The sequence below is a fragment of the Streptomyces sp. NPDC003023 genome (assembly GCF_042888225.1).
Lineage (GTDB): Bacteria > Actinomycetota > Actinomycetes > Streptomycetales > Streptomycetaceae > Streptomyces.
In genome coordinates this window covers 161,323-177,291 of the sequence record NZ_JBIAPL010000011.1, presented here as the reverse complement: position 1 = coordinate 177,291, position 15,969 = coordinate 161,323, and the positions used below count along the sequence as shown (strand labels likewise).

Annotated in this window: 12 protein-coding genes; 5 read left to right on the top strand and 7 right to left on the bottom strand. The window is 72.4% G+C overall.

The genetic code is table 11. The features are described 5' to 3' along the window. The first annotated feature begins 1 nt into the window (after nt 1). The 5 genes from ACFYV1_RS29375 (at nt 2) to thrS (ending at nt 5,546) form a co-directional block, all read left to right on the top strand. Entirely contained in the window at nt 2-1,054 is a 1,053-nt protein-coding gene (locus tag ACFYV1_RS29375; protein ID WP_389398625.1) for an ABC transporter permease, read from the top strand. Next, nucleotides 1,051-2,019 (top strand): ABC transporter permease, encoded by a 969-nt coding sequence (locus ACFYV1_RS29370; protein WP_389398624.1) that lies wholly within the window; start codon nt 1,051-1,053, stop codon nt 2,017-2,019. Before ACFYV1_RS29375 ends, ACFYV1_RS29370 begins: the two co-directional genes overlap by 4 nt. Then, a complete protein-coding gene (locus ACFYV1_RS29365) occupies nt 2,016-3,116 on the top strand; it encodes an ABC transporter ATP-binding protein (RefSeq protein ID WP_389398623.1) in 1,101 nt (366 codons plus the stop codon). The genes ACFYV1_RS29370 and ACFYV1_RS29365 overlap by 4 nt, the downstream gene beginning before the upstream one ends. Nucleotides 3,117-3,130: 14 nt before the next feature. Continuing rightward, the gene (locus ACFYV1_RS29360) at nt 3,131-4,123 is read left to right on the top strand and encodes an ABC transporter ATP-binding protein (protein ID WP_389398622.1); all 993 of its coding nucleotides are present in this window, start codon (nt 3,131-3,133) and stop codon (nt 4,121-4,123) included. Between the two features lie 196 nt (nt 4,124-4,319). Continuing rightward, nucleotides 4,320-5,546: a threonine--tRNA ligase gene (thrS, locus tag ACFYV1_RS29355; protein WP_389398621.1), complete on the top strand. Its 1,227-nt coding sequence runs from the start codon at nt 4,320-4,322 to the stop codon at nt 5,544-5,546. A gap of 262 nt (nt 5,547-5,808) precedes the next feature. On the opposite strand, the gene ACFYV1_RS29350 is transcribed toward thrS, so the two are convergent. The 7 genes from ACFYV1_RS29350 to ACFYV1_RS29320 form a co-directional block, all read right to left on the bottom strand. Continuing rightward, entirely contained in the window at nt 5,809-6,768 is a 960-nt protein-coding gene (locus ACFYV1_RS29350; protein WP_389398620.1) for a bifunctional riboflavin kinase/FAD synthetase, read from the bottom strand. Between the two features lie 41 nt (nt 6,769-6,809). Next, complete coding sequence (locus ACFYV1_RS29345; protein ID WP_389398619.1) at nt 6,810-10,340, bottom strand: trypsin-like peptidase domain-containing protein; 3,531 nt, start codon at nt 10,338-10,340, stop codon at nt 6,810-6,812. 246 nt (nt 10,341-10,586) lie between these two features. Then, nucleotides 10,587-11,486: a tRNA pseudouridine(55) synthase TruB gene (gene truB, locus ACFYV1_RS29340; protein WP_389398618.1), complete on the bottom strand. Its 900-nt coding sequence runs from the start codon at nt 11,484-11,486 to the stop codon at nt 10,587-10,589. Continuing rightward, nucleotides 11,483-11,926, bottom strand: coding sequence for a 30S ribosome-binding factor RbfA (rbfA, locus tag ACFYV1_RS29335; protein ID WP_389398617.1), 444 nt, complete (start codon nt 11,924-11,926; stop codon nt 11,483-11,485). The genes truB and rbfA overlap by 4 nt, the downstream gene beginning before the upstream one ends. 27 nt (nt 11,927-11,953) lie before the next feature. Then, nucleotides 11,954-12,247 carry a DUF503 domain-containing protein gene (locus ACFYV1_RS29330; RefSeq protein ID WP_264247582.1) on the bottom strand — a complete coding sequence of 98 codons (294 nt, stop codon included), beginning with the start codon at nt 12,245-12,247 and terminating at the stop codon, nt 11,954-11,956. Between the two features lie 148 nt (nt 12,248-12,395). Continuing rightward, a complete protein-coding gene (gene infB, locus ACFYV1_RS29325; RefSeq protein WP_389398616.1) occupies nt 12,396-15,494 on the bottom strand; it encodes a translation initiation factor IF-2 in 3,099 nt (1,032 codons plus the stop codon). 153 nt (nt 15,495-15,647) lie between these two features. Further along, complete coding sequence (locus ACFYV1_RS29320; RefSeq protein ID WP_389398615.1) at nt 15,648-15,926, bottom strand: YlxR family protein; 279 nt, start codon at nt 15,924-15,926, stop codon at nt 15,648-15,650. Between the last annotated feature and the right edge of the window lie 43 nt (nt 15,927-15,969).

Below are 15,969 nucleotides of genomic sequence, written 5' to 3'. Positions count from 1 at the left end.
GATGAGCACCACAAGTACCACTGGCACGACCGCCGTGGCGCGGGCCCCCGAGGCCCGCGCCGCGAGCGGCGGCAACGTACGCGCCTACCTCCGCTACGTGGCGGGCAAGCTCGGCGGCGCGGCGGTCTCGCTGCTCGCCGTCCTCGTCACCAGCTTCTTCCTCTTCCGGATCATCCCCGGCGACCCGGTCAAGGCCATGACCCATGGCATGCCGACCTCCGCCGAGCAGTTGGCCACGCTGCGGCGGCAGTTCGGCCTCGACAAGCCGATGTGGCAGCAGTTCACCGACTACTGCGCGAGTGCCCTGACGGGTGACCTCGGCATGTCGTACCAGTTCCACGCACCGGTGGGTGACCTGATCGCCCAGAAGGTCCCGGCGACGCTGCTGCTCACCGGAGTGGCGGTCGTCGTCTACTCGGCGATCGGGCTCTGGCTGGGCACCCGCTCGGCCTGGCAGCACGGCAGTCTCGGCGACAGGCTCAACACGGGTGTGGCGCTGACCCTGTGGTCCGTGCCGGGCTTCTGGCTCGGTCTCCTGCTGATCATCACGTTCTCGGTGGGCGTCGGTCCCATTCCCGGTATGTTCCCCACCGGCGGCATGGAATCGGGCAACGAGAGCGGCTTCGCGTACGTGGCGGACGTGGCCCACCACATGGTGCTGCCGGTCCTCACCCTCGTCGCCGTGGGGTACGCCCAGACGCTGCTCGTGATGCGGTCCTCACTCCTCGACGAGATGGGCAGCGACTATCTGACGACCGCGCGGGCCAAGGGGCTGCGCGACGACGTGGTACGGCGCCGGCACGCCGTGCCCAACGCGCTGCTGCCGACCGTCACCATGGTCTTCATCAACCTGGGCCATGTGGCGGCCGGTTCGATCCTGGTCGAGACGGTCTTCTCCTGGCCCGGCCTCGGCGGGCTGTTCTACCAGGCACTCAGCGTGCCCGACCTGCCGCTCGTGCAAGGGCTGTTCGTGGTCTTCGCCGGCGCGATGATCATCATGAACCTCCTTGCCGACCTGCTCTATCCGCTGCTCGATCCCCGGGTGGGCCGATGACGACGACACCGACTCCGCCGACGACCGCGGCGACGACGCCCGCACCGCAGGGCGGCTCGCCGGCCGGCCCCTCCCGGACCGCGAAGTCCCTGGCCCGGGAGCGGCGCCGCCACTCCGCGGCCCGCTTCTGGAAGGCGTACCGCGGCCATCGCGCGGGGCTCTTCGGCCTCGCGGCGCTGGCACTCATCGCGCTGACCGCGCTCGCCGCGCCGCTGCTCGTCGGCGGCGACGTGCAGAGCGTGACGAACGCGCCGGGCACCGCCATGGAGAAGCCCAGCGGTGAATTCCTCCTCGGCACCGACCAGTTCGGGCGCTCACTGCTCGGACTGCTGGTGTGGGGTGCGCGGATCTCGCTCACCGTGGGGCTGCTGGCCGCCGCGCTGTCCGTGGCGATCGGCACTCTCGTCGGCATCGTCGCCGGCCACTACGGCGGCTGGTTCTCCACCGTGCTGATGCGGATCACCGACTGGTTCCTCGTCATGCCGGCCCTGGTGCTGGCGATCGTGCTCGCGACCGTGATGTCACGCAACATCTGGACCGTCATCATCGCCATCGGCATCACCAGCTGGCCCACGACGGCACGGCTGGTGCGGGCCCAGACCATCGCCGTGGAGTCCCGGCCCTACATCGAACGGGCCAAGGCACTCGGCGGCGGGCACGGCCACATCATGAACCGTCATGTCCTGCCCAACGTGATGCCCCTGGTGCTGGCGCAGACCACGCTCGGCATCTCCAGTGCGATCCTGACGGAGGCGACACTGGCCTTCCTCGGCCTCGGCGATCCCACGGTCGTCTCATGGGGCGGAATGCTCCAGGACGCGCGCGAGGCGGGTGCGGTGTCCTCCGGCCACTGGTCCTACCTCGCCCCTCCCGGAATCGCCATCGCGCTCGTGGCGCTCGCCTTCACCCTGTGCGGCCGGGCCATCGAGTCCGTACTCAACCCGAAGCTGGGAGTGGCGCGTTGAGCCTGCTCGAGGTCAAGGACCTGCACGTGACCTACGGCTCGGGGACACGGGCCGTGCCCGCCGTACGCGGCGTCGACCTGTCGCTGGCAGCCGGGCAGAAGCTGGGCGTCGCCGGCGAGTCCGGCTGCGGCAAGTCGACGCTGGCACTGGCCCTGCTGCGGCTGCTCCCGGCGTCCGCGAAGCTGACCGGCGAGATCCTGCTCGACGGTGAGGACGTCCTCACCATGAAGTGGGGGCGGCTGCGGGCCGTACGGTGGGCGGGCGCGTCCATCGTCTTCCAGGGCGCGATGCACTCGCTGAACGCGGTGCACCGCGTCGGCGACCAGATCGCCGAGCCGATCATGCTGCACCGCAGGACGACGACTTCGGCGGAGGCCGGGCGACGCGTCGGCGAGCTGCTCGAGCACGTGGGCCTGCCGGCTTCCCGCGCCGAGGCCTACCCGCACGAACTGTCCGGCGGACAGCGGCAGCGGGTCATGATCGCGATGGCGCTCGCCTGCGACCCGCAGCTGATCGTCGCCGACGAGCCGACCACCGCCCTCGACGTGATGATCCAGGCACAGATCCTGCGGCTGATCGAGCGACTCGTCACCGAGAAGGACATCGGCCTCCTGATGATCAGCCACGACCTCGGGGTCCTCGCCGACACCTGCGACCGGCTCGCCGTGATGTACGCGGGCCGGGTCGTGGAGGAGGGCCCGGCGCGGGCGGTCTACGACGGCGCGGAACACCCGTACGGGCGGGCCCTGTCCGCCGCGTTCCCGCGCATCGGCGACCCGGCCTCGCGCCGCGCGCCGCGCGGCCTGCCCGGCGACCCGCCGGACCCCTCGTCGCTGCCCGGCGGCTGTACGTTCCACCCGCGATGCCCGGTCGCGCTCGAAAGCTGCTCCGAACAGGACCAGGAGCTGGTCACGGCGAGCGAGGGACGCCGGGCGGCATGCGTACTCGTCGGCACGGGCGCGTCGAGCGCGGCCGGACCGGCCGGACCGGATGGACCGAATGAACCGGGCGGACCGGGCGGACCGGGCGGACCGGGCGCCGGCGCGTCCGGCACAGGCGGATCGGGCGTCGGCGCCGGAACGGAGAAGCAGCTGTGACACAGGAGCACGTCATGACCCCGACCACGACCGCCTCTCCCCTGCTGTCCGCCTCCGGGCTCCACGTCACCTTCCCCGGCCGCCGGGGCGCGCCGTCCGCGCGGGCCGTCGACGGCGTCGACCTCGACATCGGGCCGGGCGAGATCGTCGCCCTCGTCGGCGAGTCCGGCTGCGGCAAGACCACGCTGGCGCGTTCGCTCCTTGGCCTGGTGACGCCCACCGCCGGGAGGATCACCTTCGGCGGCCGGCCCCTCGGCTACGGCTCTCGCGCTTTGAAGGCGTACCGCAAGCGCGTCCAGCTCGTCCTCCAGGACCCGAGCGGATCACTGAACCCGCGGCACACCGTGTACGACGCCGTGGCGGAAGGACTGCGGATCCACGGCCACACGGGAGACGAACGCGCGGCTGTCGCCGAAGCGCTGTCCCGCGCCGGCCTGCGTCCGCCCGAGCGCTTCTTCCTCCGCTACCCGCACGAACTCTCCGGCGGACAGCGGCAGCGCGTCGTCATCGCGGGCGCTCTGGTGCTGGAGCCGGAACTCATCGTCGCCGACGAGCCGGTGGCCTCGCTCGACGCCTCCGTACGCGGTGAGATCCTCGCGCTCCTGCTGCGTCTGCGGGACGAACTGGGTCTCTCCGCGCTCGTCGTGACGCACGACCTGGGTCTCGCGTGGAACATCGCGGACCGGGTGGCGGTGATGTACCTGGGGCGGATCGTCGAGTCGGGGCCCGTCGAGGACGTCCTGACGTCGCCGCAACACCCGTACACACAAGCGCTGTTGTCGGTACTGCCGGAGTCGGACGGGCCACCGGTCGTCCTCACCGGTGAGCCGCCGGACCCGTCCCGTATCCCGGAGGGATGCCGCTTCCACGCCCGGTGCCAGATCCTTTCCTCGGGCGAGGCGGCCCGTGCGGGCGTCGCGGACCTGTGCCGCTCCCGTGCCCTGCCGATCCTCCCCAACGCCCCGGCCCCGCAGGTCGCGTGCCACTGGGCGACCGCGTCACCCTGAGCTCGGCCCCACCGAAAAATAACCGTGTGGTCATCGCTGGGGCCTGCTACGGTTCCCGGCATGAAGCGCGCTGCCATGACGACGACGCCGGAGAGTGTCCCGGCGCGCTGACAGATGTCTCAGTCCGAAGCCCCGGGGCGAGTGCCCCGGGGCTTCGCCTTGCGCTCACTCGCCCGATGTCCGCGAGGAGACCACCATGCAGGACCACCGCAAGCTCGGCCGTGAACTGGCCCTGTTCGACACCGACCCGCTGATCGGCGCGGGACTTCCGTACTGGCTGCCCGACGGCGCGACCGTACGGCACACCCTGGAGGAGTACATCCGCGCCGCCGAGCGGCGGGCGGGGTACCGGCACGTGTACTCACCGGTGCTCGGCAAGAGGGAGCTGTACGAGATCTCCGGGCACTGGGCGCACTACAGCGACGACATGTTCCCCCCGATGGACCTCGGAGGCGAGGAGGTCGTCCTGCGGCCGAGCCTGTGTCCTCACCACGCGGTGATCTACCGGTCCCGTTCCCACAGCTACCGCGAACTGCCCCTGCGCATGGCCGAGCTCGGGGGCATGTACCGCTCCGAACTCTCGGGCGTACTCGGCGGACTGACCCGGGTCCGGGCCATCCAGCTCAACGACGCCCACATCTTCTGCACCCTGGACCAGGTGGCCGAGGAGGCGCAGGCGGCACTGGAGATGATCCGCCGGGCGTACGAAGCACTCGGCATCACCCCGGCCCGCTACCGGCTCTCCCTCCCCGGCCCCGGTGGCAAGTACGTCGCCGCGCCCGAGAAGTGGCGGCGCTCCACCGACCTGCTGACCGACGTCCTCGACCGTTCCGGTCTGGCCTACGAGGCGGCGGAGGGGGAGGCCGCGTTCTACGGACCCAAGATCGACGTCCAGGTCACCGACGGAGCGGGCCGTGAGTCCACCCTGTCCACCGTCCAGGTCGACTTCCACCAGCCGGAGCGGTTCGACCTGCACTACATCGGCGCGGACGGCGCCAAACACCGCCCGGTCATGATCCACCGCAGCATCATCGGCAGCGTGGAACGGGCCGTCGCCCATCTGATCGAGCAGCACGGCGGCGCGTTCCCCGCCTGGCTCGCCCCCACCCAGCTGGCGATCCTCCCGGTCTCCGACACCGAACTGGCCAACGCCGCGGCACTCGCCCGGCGATGCGACGGCCTCGGGCTGCGTGCCGAGATCGCCGGGCCTGAACGCGGCACCCTGGGCGCCCGAGTCCGAGAGGCCCGTCTGGTTCCCTACCAGGCAGTCATCGGTGCCAGGGAAGCCGCTGAAGACCACGTCGCGCTGCGTCTGCGGGACGGACGGCGGCTCGACCCGCAGCCGGCCGGGGACGTCCTCACCCGCATCGTCGCTCTCGTCGATGCCCACAGCACCGGCCTGTGGGACGACGCGGCGTCGTAGCGGGTACCGCACCGGTGTTCACGCGCCCCGGGGACAGGGCGAGGCCGGGGGCTGATTCCCCGGCCCACCGGCGGCGGCCAGGGGGCCTGCCGGGGCAGAGGGATGCGCAGGGGGCGTGTCCGGGACACAAGGCGTCGTGAGTCCCAGGCAGGCACGGGTTCGGGACAGCAGCCCAGGAAACGCCCCTTCAGCGGCACCCGGACACCGAGCGACACGGACCGGGCCCCGCCCGAGACGACAGAAAACGGGCGGGCCCGAAGCGTCACGCCTCGCGGGTGTCGTACCGCGCGGTCAGTTCGCGGCACTTCTTCACGTCGTCCGCCATCGCCACGAGCAGCGAGTCGATCGTGTCGAACTTCTCCTGGCCCCGCACGTACGCCAGGAAGTCCACCGTCACGTGCAGCCCGTACAGGTCGAGCCCCACGCGGTCGATCGCGTACGCCTCCACCGTGCGCTCGGTGCCGTCGAACTGGGGGTTGGTGCCCACCGAGATCGCCGCCGGCATCCGCTCGCCGGCGGCGGTCAGCCAGCCCGCGTAGACGCCGTCGGCCGGGATCGCGGTGTGCGGCAGGGTCTCCACGTTCGCCGTCGGGAAGCCGAGTTCGCGCCCGCGCTGGGCGCCGCGCACCACGATGCCCTCGACCCGGTGGGGCCGCCCGAGGATCTCGGAGGCACCCGCGACGTCTCCGGCGGCGATGAGCCTGCGGGTGAGGGTCGAGGAGAACGGCTCGCCGCCGCCCGCCTCGCCCCGCACGTACAGGTCGACGACCTCGACGTCGTAGTCGTAGGTCGCACCGAGCTCGGCGAGAAAGGCGACGTTGCCGGCGGCACGGTGGCCGAAGCGGAAGTTGGGGCCCTCGATGACCGAGCGCGCGTGCAGTTTGTCGACGAGGACCTTGACGATGAAGTCGGCCGGCGAGAGCTGCGAGAACTCGGCCGTGAAGGGCAGGACGAGAACCGCGTCGACGCCCAGCTCGCCCATCAGTTCGGCACGACGGTGGTGCGGCGCGAGCAGCGGCGGGTGGCTGCCGGGGCGCACCACCTCGCTGGGGTGCGGATCGAAGGTCACGACGACCGACGGCACTCCCAGCTCGCGGGCGCGCTCCACGGCGCGTCCGATGATCAGCTGGTGCCCACGGTGCACGCCGTCGTAGGAGCCGATGGTGACGACGCTGCGCCCCCAGTCCTGGGGGATGTCCTCCAAGCCACGCCAGCGCTGCACTGTGACCGCTCCTCGCCCGAACCTGTGTACGTGATTACCGATTACGCAGGTCTAAGACTGCCATGCCCCGCTCTCCCGCTCGGCATCGGCACCGTGCTGCCTGTTGTGCCGAGGGCACGGCAGGCGCCGACCGCGGCCCATTGCCGCGGGTCCGCGGCCGGCCAGCGTGCGAGCAGCGCGGCGAAGTCGGGGATCTCGCGGGCCAGCTCGGTGAGCCGCCGGTCGAAGCAGGCGGCGCCCTTGGGGCTGCGGACGAGCAGCAGGCCCACGCGGTGCACCAGCGCCCGGGTCTGCTGCTCCTCGTGTGTGCCGCTGCCGTGCGCGGCGGCGCACAGCAGAGTGTCGAGGACGGCCAGGTCGCGGGCCTCGTACTGCTCGTAACGCAGCAGGACCTCGAGGAGTTCGGCCCGCAGGGAACGCGACGGCGGACTGCCCGGGGCGGCGAGGACGCGGGCGAGGGCGCTGCGCACACGGGCCGGGCGGCCGCGTACGAGGTGGGTGACGAGGGGGAAGAGCACGTCCCTGCCGTCGTACCCGTCCTCGAGGCGGCGGTGGACGTAGGCCGCCGCGTGCGCCGCGCCGTCGGGCCGGTGATCGACGTACTCGCACACGAGGGCGGCGCCCCGGCGGGCGGTCGCGAGGGTGGTGGCCGCCCCGGCGAGTGTGGCGAGGATCTCCTCCGTGTCGGCCGTGGGGCCCGGTCGCAGCAGCCGGGTGCGGAAGGCGGCGAGGACCGGGCCGGGGTGCGTGGCCACCGCGTCCGTGAGCGCTCCGGCCGGCAGCCGGGGATCGCCGGCCGCGAAGAGGTCGAGGGCTCGCGCCAGACAGCGGTCCCTGCTGACGGGGTCGCGGACCAGGACCGTCAGCGCGGGCCCGATGGCGTCCCGGGTCCCGGCGAGGAGAGCGCGTGCCGCGCGCCGGAGGAGGTCCCGGTCGGTCTCCGTCGCCGGCGTGATCGACGGGGCGCAGGCGGCGGCCGCCGAGCGACGTTCGGGCCTGGGGTCACGGGCCCAGCGGTCGACGGCCCGGCACATCGCGGACGGCTCGTCCTCGGCCAGCGCGTGGAGGAGTTCGGCGGCCCGTGGATGCGGGGTGTCGACGAGCGCTTCGGTGAGATCGTCGGTGGCGAGAGCGCGGCGGGCGTAGAGCAGTGCCTGTGCGGCGGCGCCGACGGTGGGTCGCACCTCGGCGCCGGGCCCCGCGGCCAGAGGCGTCTCGTCGTCGAACCACCGGCACAGCAGTGGTTGCACTCCCCTGGGGTCGGCGGCGAGCCGCTTGTCGGCGAGCTCCAGGCAGCGGGGTGTGTCGCTGCCGCCGGACGGTGGCGGGTCGGTGGGTACGAGCCGTCGCAGAAGGTCGAGCGCGGCCGGGTCGCGCAGGGGAAGCCGGGCCCAGAAGCCGAAACCGAATCCGAGTCCGGAGCCGGGACCGGGACCGGGACCGGGACCGGAATCCGGGCCGGAGGCGTCCGCGGGCCGTTCCACGACCCGGTGCAGTGCGGCGAGATACGGCTCGGCGTCCGGCACCCGGCCCAGGACTTCGCGCAGCAGGGTGGCGGCCCACCATCGGGCGCCCGGGTCCCGGCGGTCGTGCAGTACGTCGGCCAGTGCGACGAGTTCGGGAGCGAGCCGGTGCGCTCCGCGTTCCCGGCCGAGGTGGACGAGGGCCCAGACGACGGGGCCGGCGCGGTGGCGGGGCAGGGGCTGCGGGCTGTCGTCGCCGGGGCTGCCGTGGACGAGGGAGCGCAGTACCGGGCCGAGATCGAGATGGGCGCCCTGGAGCCAGTCGGCGAGGTCCTCGTGCCGGAAGCGGTAGCCGTCACCGGCGGGGACCAGCACGCCTTCGGTGAGAACGGCGGACGCCCAGCCGCCCGCCCACGGGAACAGTTCCTCGAAGACCGCGCGGTCGAGTTGTCCGTGGCCCGACGCCAGACAGTGCCGAGCTGCCTCGTGCGTCCTGCCGGCGACGGTGGCGGCGAGCCCTCGGAGGGCGGCCCCCCGGGGCGCGGGTCCCGGCTGGGTGCCGACGCGCATCGCGACGCGCAGGCAGAGGAGATCCAGGTACGCGCCGAAGATGTCTTCGCGGCGGGGCGTGCCCGGCACACCACCGGGCGAGGCCCGGAGCGCTTCCGCGAGCAGCCGGAGGACGAGTGGGTTCCTCTCGTCGGCTGTTGCGACGGGGCCCTGGACCATGCCGTACCGCTGCCGCGCCACTCGTGCCTGCTCCGGGGTGAGATCCCCGATCCGCACGGCGGGAGGCACCCGGGTCCCCGGTGCCGCTCCGTGGCCGTACGGCACACCGGCCGACGGGGGCACACCGGCCGACGGCGGCGGAAGCGCCGGCCGCCGCCCCGCGGCTTCGCCGGCGGTCAGGTGCACCGGCTCGGGCGTGTCCGACCCCGCAGCCGGGGCGAGCGGGCGGTGCAGGGCCTCCGGCGGGTACAGGGCTCCGGCCTCGTCCCACCACTCGGGGCGGCAGGCGACCACCAGCCTGCTGCCCGAGGCGGCCAGCCATTCGGCCGTGGCGGACGCCCACAGGCGCGAGTCGGCGACCGGGGTCCGTGCCGCCTCCTCGGGGCCGTCGAGCACGACGAGCAGCGGCCGGTCCGCCCCGGCGGCCAGGCGCGCCACCCGGTCCGGGTCGGCGTCCCGCTCCGGTACGGCGAGGACCTGGGCGGCACGGCGCAGTGTGCGCACCACCGCGTCGGCGACGGACGTGTCGTCGGCCCGCAGGTCGGCGCCGCGCAGCCACAGGGTGGGCTCCGGCCGCGGGCCGTGGGCGCGGCGCGCGGCGAGGGTACGGAGCTGTGTCGTACGGCCGGTACCGGGTGGGCCAACGAGCCCCAGCACCCGGGCGGGGCCGTCAAGGGCTGTGAAGGTGGCGAGCTCCGCCTCGATCTCGGGTCGCCTGACGGGCTCCGGCCAGTCGTCCGCGGCGTCCGGCCGGCCCAGGGAGGTCGCGGTCAGTTCGAGTGCCGCGGCCAGGTTCAGGTCCTCCCCGTACGCGGGCGCGGTCGCGGCGTTCCTGCGCAGGAGGGCGGCGTGGGGCTCCGACCGTGCGGTGAACAAGGACCTGGCCAGGGCGGCGGCGGGGGTGCCGTCGGGCGGCGCGGCGGTGAGCACGCCCAGGACCGCGCCGGTCACCGCGTCGAGCACGGGCCCTCCGGCGGCGGTGCCCGCGAGCCGCAGGGCGTCGCTGCCGTCGGTGCCGATGGCGAGTTCGAGGACGCCGCCGGTGGTGGCGAGTACCCGCGCCTCGCGCCAGCCGCCCGCCACAAGGCGTACATAGGTGCCCGGTTGCACGCGTTCGCGCGTCGCGACGGGCAGCGGCGGAAGTCGCAGGCCGCTCGTGTGGACGAGGGCGAGACCGCAGTCGGGCAGGTGGGTCACGGTGTCGGCCTCGGTGGCGGGGCCGCTTTCGTCGAGTGGCCACAGGACGGGCCGCGGCAGACCGCGTACCACCTCGTGGCCGGTCACGACCGTGCCGAGCTCGTCGGCGACGAAGCCGGTGCCGTACGGCCGACCCGCCGGATCGCAGATCCGAACCAGACTTGCCAGGTCAGCGTGTCCCATACGACGACGTTAGGTCGAAGATGATCACCGGGAGAAGCGCGCAGGGTGAACGCGCCCCCCAATGCACCCCAGTTCACTCCGAGCGCCTGCTCGATGGGGTGAATCGGGGGTCGATAGTGGATAGACCCTCTACGGGGGAATCGAGGGGGGATCGTGGGGCGGGCAGCGCTGCTGCCCGCCCCACGGCGGGGCACCCGACGGGGGCGCCCCACGCCGAGCGGTACCGGCGGCGTGGGCGCTCCGGGATCAGCCGAAGACGGCGAGGCTCTTCGCCTTGCCGTTCTGCTCCTCCACCAGCGCCACGAAGCGCCCCTCGGGTCCGAAGACGGCGACCGGCGCGCGGTCGTGGGCCGGCATGTCGAGACGTACACCGTTGATGAGCAGCTTGGCCCGCCGCTCGTCCACGTCCCAGCGGGGGAAGGCGGCCGCGGCCGCCTGCGCGATCGGCATCACGGTCAGCTCCTCCTGGAGCTGGTCGAGCGTCCTTGCCGCATCCAGGCCGTACGGGCCGACCCTGGTGCGCCGCAGCGCCGTCAGATGTCCGCCGACGCCCAGACCGGCACCGAGGTCACGGGCCAGCGCCCGGATGTAGGTGCCGGAGGAGCAGACCACGGACACGACCAGGTCGACGACGGGCAGTCCGTCCTCCGTGGTCGTCGCGCGGACGTCGTGGACACAGAACGAGGAGACGGTCACCGGGCGGGCCGGGATGTCGAACTCCTCGCCGCCGCGCACCCGGGCGTACGACCGCTTGCCGTCGATCTTGATCGCGCTGACCTTGGACGGCACCTGCATGATGGCGCCGGTGAGTTCGGCGACACCGGCGTCGATCGCCTCCCGGGTGACCCCGGAGGCGTCGGCGGAGGAGGTGATCTCGCCCTCCGCGTCGTCGGTGACGGTGTTCTGCCCGAGCCTGATGGTGCCGAGGTACTCCTTCTCGGTCAGCGCGAGGTGGCCGAGCAGCTTGGTGGCCCTCTCGACACCGAGCACGAGCACACCGGTGGCCATGGGGTCGAGCGTCCCCGCGTGTCCGACGCGCCGGGTCCTTGCGATCCCGCGCATCTTGGCGACGACGTCGTGCGAAGTGAAGCCCGACGGCTTGTCGACGATGACAAGGCCGTCGGGCGGTGTGATGCGCTGCGTCATTCCGAGGCTTCGTCCTCGTCTTCGGGCTTGCGGTACGGGTCGGCTTCGCCGGCGTACGTGGCGCCGGAGGACGCCTCGCGCACCTTGGCGTCCGAGGCGCGCGCCTTGTCGAGGAGGTCCTCGATCGTCTTGGCGTTCTCCGGGAGCGCGTCGGCCACGAAAGTGAGAGTGGGCGTGAACTTGGTCCCCGCCGCCGCGCCGACCGCCGAGCGCAGGATTCCCTTGGCGCTCGCCAGCCCCGCCGCGGCGCTGGCCCGGTCCTCGTCGTCGCCGTAGACCGTGTAGAAGACCGTGGCCTCCCGCAGGTCACCGGTGACGCGGGTGTCCGTGATGGTCACGTGCGTACCCAGGCGAGGGTCCTTGATGCCGCGCTGCAGCTTCTCGGCGACCACCTCCCGGATGAGGTCCGCCAGCTTCTTCGCCCGCGCGTTGTCGGCCACTGGTCCGTCTCCTTCTTTGCCTTGCATTCAGTCTTCGTCGCTGTGGAGTCTGCGGCGCACCGACAGCAGCTCCACCTCTGGCCGGGCGGCGACGAGGCGCTCGCACCGGTCGAGTACGTCCGTGAGGTGCCCGGTGTCACCGGACACCACGGCCAGGCCGATCTCGGCCCGGCGATGGAGGTCCTGGCCGCCCACCTCTGCCACGCTCACCGCGTACTTCCGCTGGAGCTCGGCAACGATCGGGCGGACCACGGAACGCTTCTCCTTGAGCGACCGTACGTCGCCGAGAAGCAGGTCGAAGGACAGTGTCCCCACATACATGTATGTCCGGATGTCCCGCCGGTTCGGGGTCTGGGGCCCCGCCGCGGCTGCTTGGCAGGGACACCCAAACCGTACACGCACGGCCGGGGCCGATCGACGGAAATACTTCCGCCGACCGGCCCCGACCGGTTGTGCGTGGTGCCGTGCGTCAGCCGCGCGGCTTCTCGCGCATCTCGTACGTCGCGATGACGTCGTCGATCTTGATGTCGTTGAAGTTTCCGAGGTTGATACCGCCCTCGAAGCCTTCGCGGATCTCGGTGACGTCGTCCTTGAAGCGGCGCAGACCCTCGATGTTGAGGCTCTCCGCGATGACCTTGCCGTCGCGGATGAGTCGGGCCTTGGTGTTGCGCTTGACCTCGCCGGAGCGGATGAGAACACCCGCGATGTTGCCCAGCTTGGACGAGCGGAAGACCTCGCGGATCTCCGCCGTACCGAGCTCGACCTCTTCGTACTCCGGCTTGAGCATGCCCTTGAGGGCCGCCTCGATCTCCTCGATGGCCTGGTAGATCACCGAGTAGTACCGGACGTCGACGCCCTCGCGCTCCGCCATCTGCGCGGCACGGCCGGCCGCACGGACGTTGTAGCCGATGACGATGGCGTCGGAGCCCATCGCCAGGTCGATGTCCGACTCGGTGACCGCACCCACACCGCGGTGCAGGACCCGGATGTCGACCTCTTCACCGACGTCGAGCTGGAGCAGCGAGGACTCGAGAGCCTCGACCGCACCGGACGCGTCGCCCTTGATGATGAGGTTGAGTTCCTGGACCAGACCGGCCTTGAGCACCTTGTCGAGGTCCTCGAGGGACACCCGGCGGGTGCGCTTGGCGAAGTTGGCGTTGCGCTCACGCGCGGCGCGCTTCTCGGCGATCTGGCGGGCCGTGCGGTCCTCGTCGACGACGAGGAAGTTGTCGCCGGCGCCCGGAACGTTGGTGAGACCCAGGACCAGGACGGGAGTCGACGGAGTCGCCTCCTCCACGTTGTTGCCCTTGTCGTCGAGCATCGCCCGGACACGGCCGTACGCGTCGCCGACGACCATGGTGTCGCCGATGCGCAGCGTGCCGCGCTGGACCAGGACGGTCGAGACGGCGCCTCGACCACGGTCGAGGTGGGACTCGATCGCGATGCCCTGTGCGTCCTGCTCCGGGTTTGCCCGCAGGTCGAGCGAGGCGTCGGCGGTGAGGACGACGGCCTCCAGCAGGGAGTCGATGTTCAGACCCTGCTTGGCGGAGATGTCGACGAACATGGTGTCGCCGCCGTACTCCTCGGCCACCAGACCGAACTCGGTGAGCTGACCGCGCACCTTGGTCGGGTCGGCACCCTCGACGTCGATCTTGTTGACCGCGACCACGATCGGCACGTCGGCCGCCTTGGCGTGGTTCAGCGCCTCGATCGTCTGCGGCATCACACCGTCGTTCGCCGCGACCACGAGGATCGCGATGTCCGTGGACTTCGCACCACGGGCACGCATGGCGGTGAACGCCTCGTGACCCGGGGTGTCGATGAAGGTGATGCGGCGCTCTTCCTCGTTGACCTCGGTCGAGACCTGGTAGGCACCGATGTGCTGGGTGATGCCACCGGCCTCGCCCGCGACGACGTTCGTCTTGCGGATCGCGTCGAGCAGTCGGGTCTTACCGTGGTCGACGTGACCCATGACGGTCACGACCGGCGGACGGGAGACCAGGGCCTCGTCGCCGCCCTCGTCCTCGCCGAACTCGATGTCGAAGGACTCGAGAAGCTCGCGGTCCTCCTCCTCCGGGCTGACGATCTGGACGGTGTAGTTCATCTCGCCACCGAGCAGCAGCAGCGTCTCGTCGGAGACGGACTGCGTCGCGGTGACCATCTCGCCGAGGTTCATCATGACCGCGACGAGCGACGCCGGGTTGGCGTTGATCTTCTCCGCGAAGTCGGTGAGCGAGGCACCGCGCGACAGGCGAATGGCTTCGCCGTTGCCGCGAGGCAGCATCACACCGCCGACCGACGGGGCCTGCATGGCCTCGTACTCCTGGCGCCTCTGCCGCTTCGACTTGCGACCACGACGCGCCGGGCCGCCGGGGCGACCGAAGGCACCCTGCGTGCCACCACGGCCACCGGGGCCGCCGGGACGGCCACCGAAGCCGGGACGACCGCCGAAGCCGCCGCCACCGCCGCCGGGGCCACCGCCGCCGGGACGACCGGCGAAACCGCCGCCGCCACCGGGACGACCGCCGCCGCCACCGCCGCCACCGGGACGGCCGGCGAAGCCGCCGCCACCGCCGCCGGGACGACCGGCACCGCCCGGACGGCCTGCGCCGCCGGGACCGCGACCGCCGCCACCGGGGCCACCGCCGGGGCGGGGACCGGCAGCAGGACGCTGCGGCATCATGCCGGGGTTGGGACGGTTGCCGCCGGGCGCGCCACCAGGGCCACCGGCAGAGCGGGGAGCCTGCGGACGGGGCATGCCGCCGGGGGTCGGACGTGCGCCGCCCTGACCCTGCGGACGCGGGGCGCCGCCGGGGCCGCCCTGCGGACGCGGAGCGCCCGGAGCAGCGCCGCCACCGGGTCGCGGAGCGCCACCCGGACGGGGCGCCTGCGGGCGCGCCATGCCGGTGGAGCCACCGGACGTGAACGGGTTGTTGCCCGGACGGGGACCGGCCGGACGGGCACCGGGACGCGGAGCGCCCTGGCCGCCTGCGGGACGTGCCGGACGCTCGCCGCCGCGGCCGCCGTCACGGCCGCCGTCACGCTGACCACCGGCCGGAGCCGGACGGGCAGGGCGCGGGCCGGGCGTCGCACCGGGGCGCTGGGCCTGGGGTGCGGCCGGCTGGGCCGGGGCCGGAGCCGAGAACTCGGCAGCGGGCACCGGAGCTGCCGGAGCGGGCTTGGCCGGAGCGGGCTTGGGGCCCGGTGTCGGACGCGGGCCGGGGGCCGGCGCCGCGGAGGGGGTGCTGCTCGCCGGGGCGGCCTTGGGGGCCGGTGCGCCGGGCTTGGGGGCAGCGGGACGTTCGCCCACGGGCCTGGCGGCCTGCGCCGGGGAGGGCGCTGAGGGCTTGGAAGGCGTCGCCTTGCGGGGCGCGCCAGGCTTTGCTGCGGACTTGCCGGCGTTGCCGCCGGGCCCCTGCAGCGCGTCAGTCAACTTGCGTACAACCGGCGCCTCGATCGTCGAGGACGCCGAACGGACGAATTCACCGAGTTCTTGGAGCTTGGCCATGACGACCTTGCTCTCCACGCCGAACTCCTTGGCGAGTTCGTATACCCGGACCTTAGCCACTTCGCTCCTTTTAGGTCCGGGTTACCGCCGGACCGTCGCTACTTCATGGGCGTACTCATCGCGTACTCATCGAGTGCTCATCGCAATCTCGACCTACTTCCAACTCGCGAGGTACCTGACCGCACGGGGGTGTCCGTGCCGTACTTCTTTCTCTTACGGTGCTGCCTGCTCGACTTGCCGCCGCACTGCGGCGGTCTCGAGCGGTCCCTTGACCTTGAAGGCCCTCGGGAACGCCCGGCGGCGGACCGCCAGGTCGAGACAGACCAAGGCGGGGTGCACGTACGCACCCCGGCCGGGCAGCGTACCGCGATCATCGGGGACGCATTCGCCCTCGATCACCACGATGCGCAGCAGATCGCTCTTGGCCGCTCGCTCCCGGCATCCCACACAGGTTCGCTCAGGGCACGCGCGGGCATGCGTCCGGCCAGACACGGTTAAGTCTACCTCCCCGCACCGACCTCACCCGTTGGGGGCA

What these genes read in the sequence shown, in the direction of transcription:
- ACFYV1_RS29360 (WP_389398622.1), top strand. Translation starts at nt 3,131, where the DNA reads ATGACCCCGACCACGACCGCCTCTCCCCTGCTGTCCGCCTCCGGGCTC.
- thrS (WP_389398621.1), top strand. Translation starts at nt 4,320, where the DNA reads ATGCAGGACCACCGCAAGCTCGGCCGTGAACTGGCCCTGTTCGACACC.
- ACFYV1_RS29370 (WP_389398624.1), top strand. Translation starts at nt 1,051, where the DNA reads ATGACGACGACACCGACTCCGCCGACGACCGCGGCGACGACGCCCGCA.
- truB (WP_389398618.1), bottom strand. Translation starts at nt 11,486, where the DNA reads ATGACGCAGCGCATCACACCGCCCGACGGCCTTGTCATCGTCGACAAG.
- ACFYV1_RS29345 (WP_389398619.1), bottom strand. Translation starts at nt 10,340, where the DNA reads ATGGGACACGCTGACCTGGCAAGTCTGGTTCGGATCTGCGATCCGGCG.
- ACFYV1_RS29330 (WP_264247582.1), bottom strand. Translation starts at nt 12,247, where the DNA reads ATGTATGTGGGGACACTGTCCTTCGACCTGCTTCTCGGCGACGTACGG.
- ACFYV1_RS29375 (WP_389398625.1), top strand. Translation starts at nt 2, where the DNA reads ATGAGCACCACAAGTACCACTGGCACGACCGCCGTGGCGCGGGCCCCC.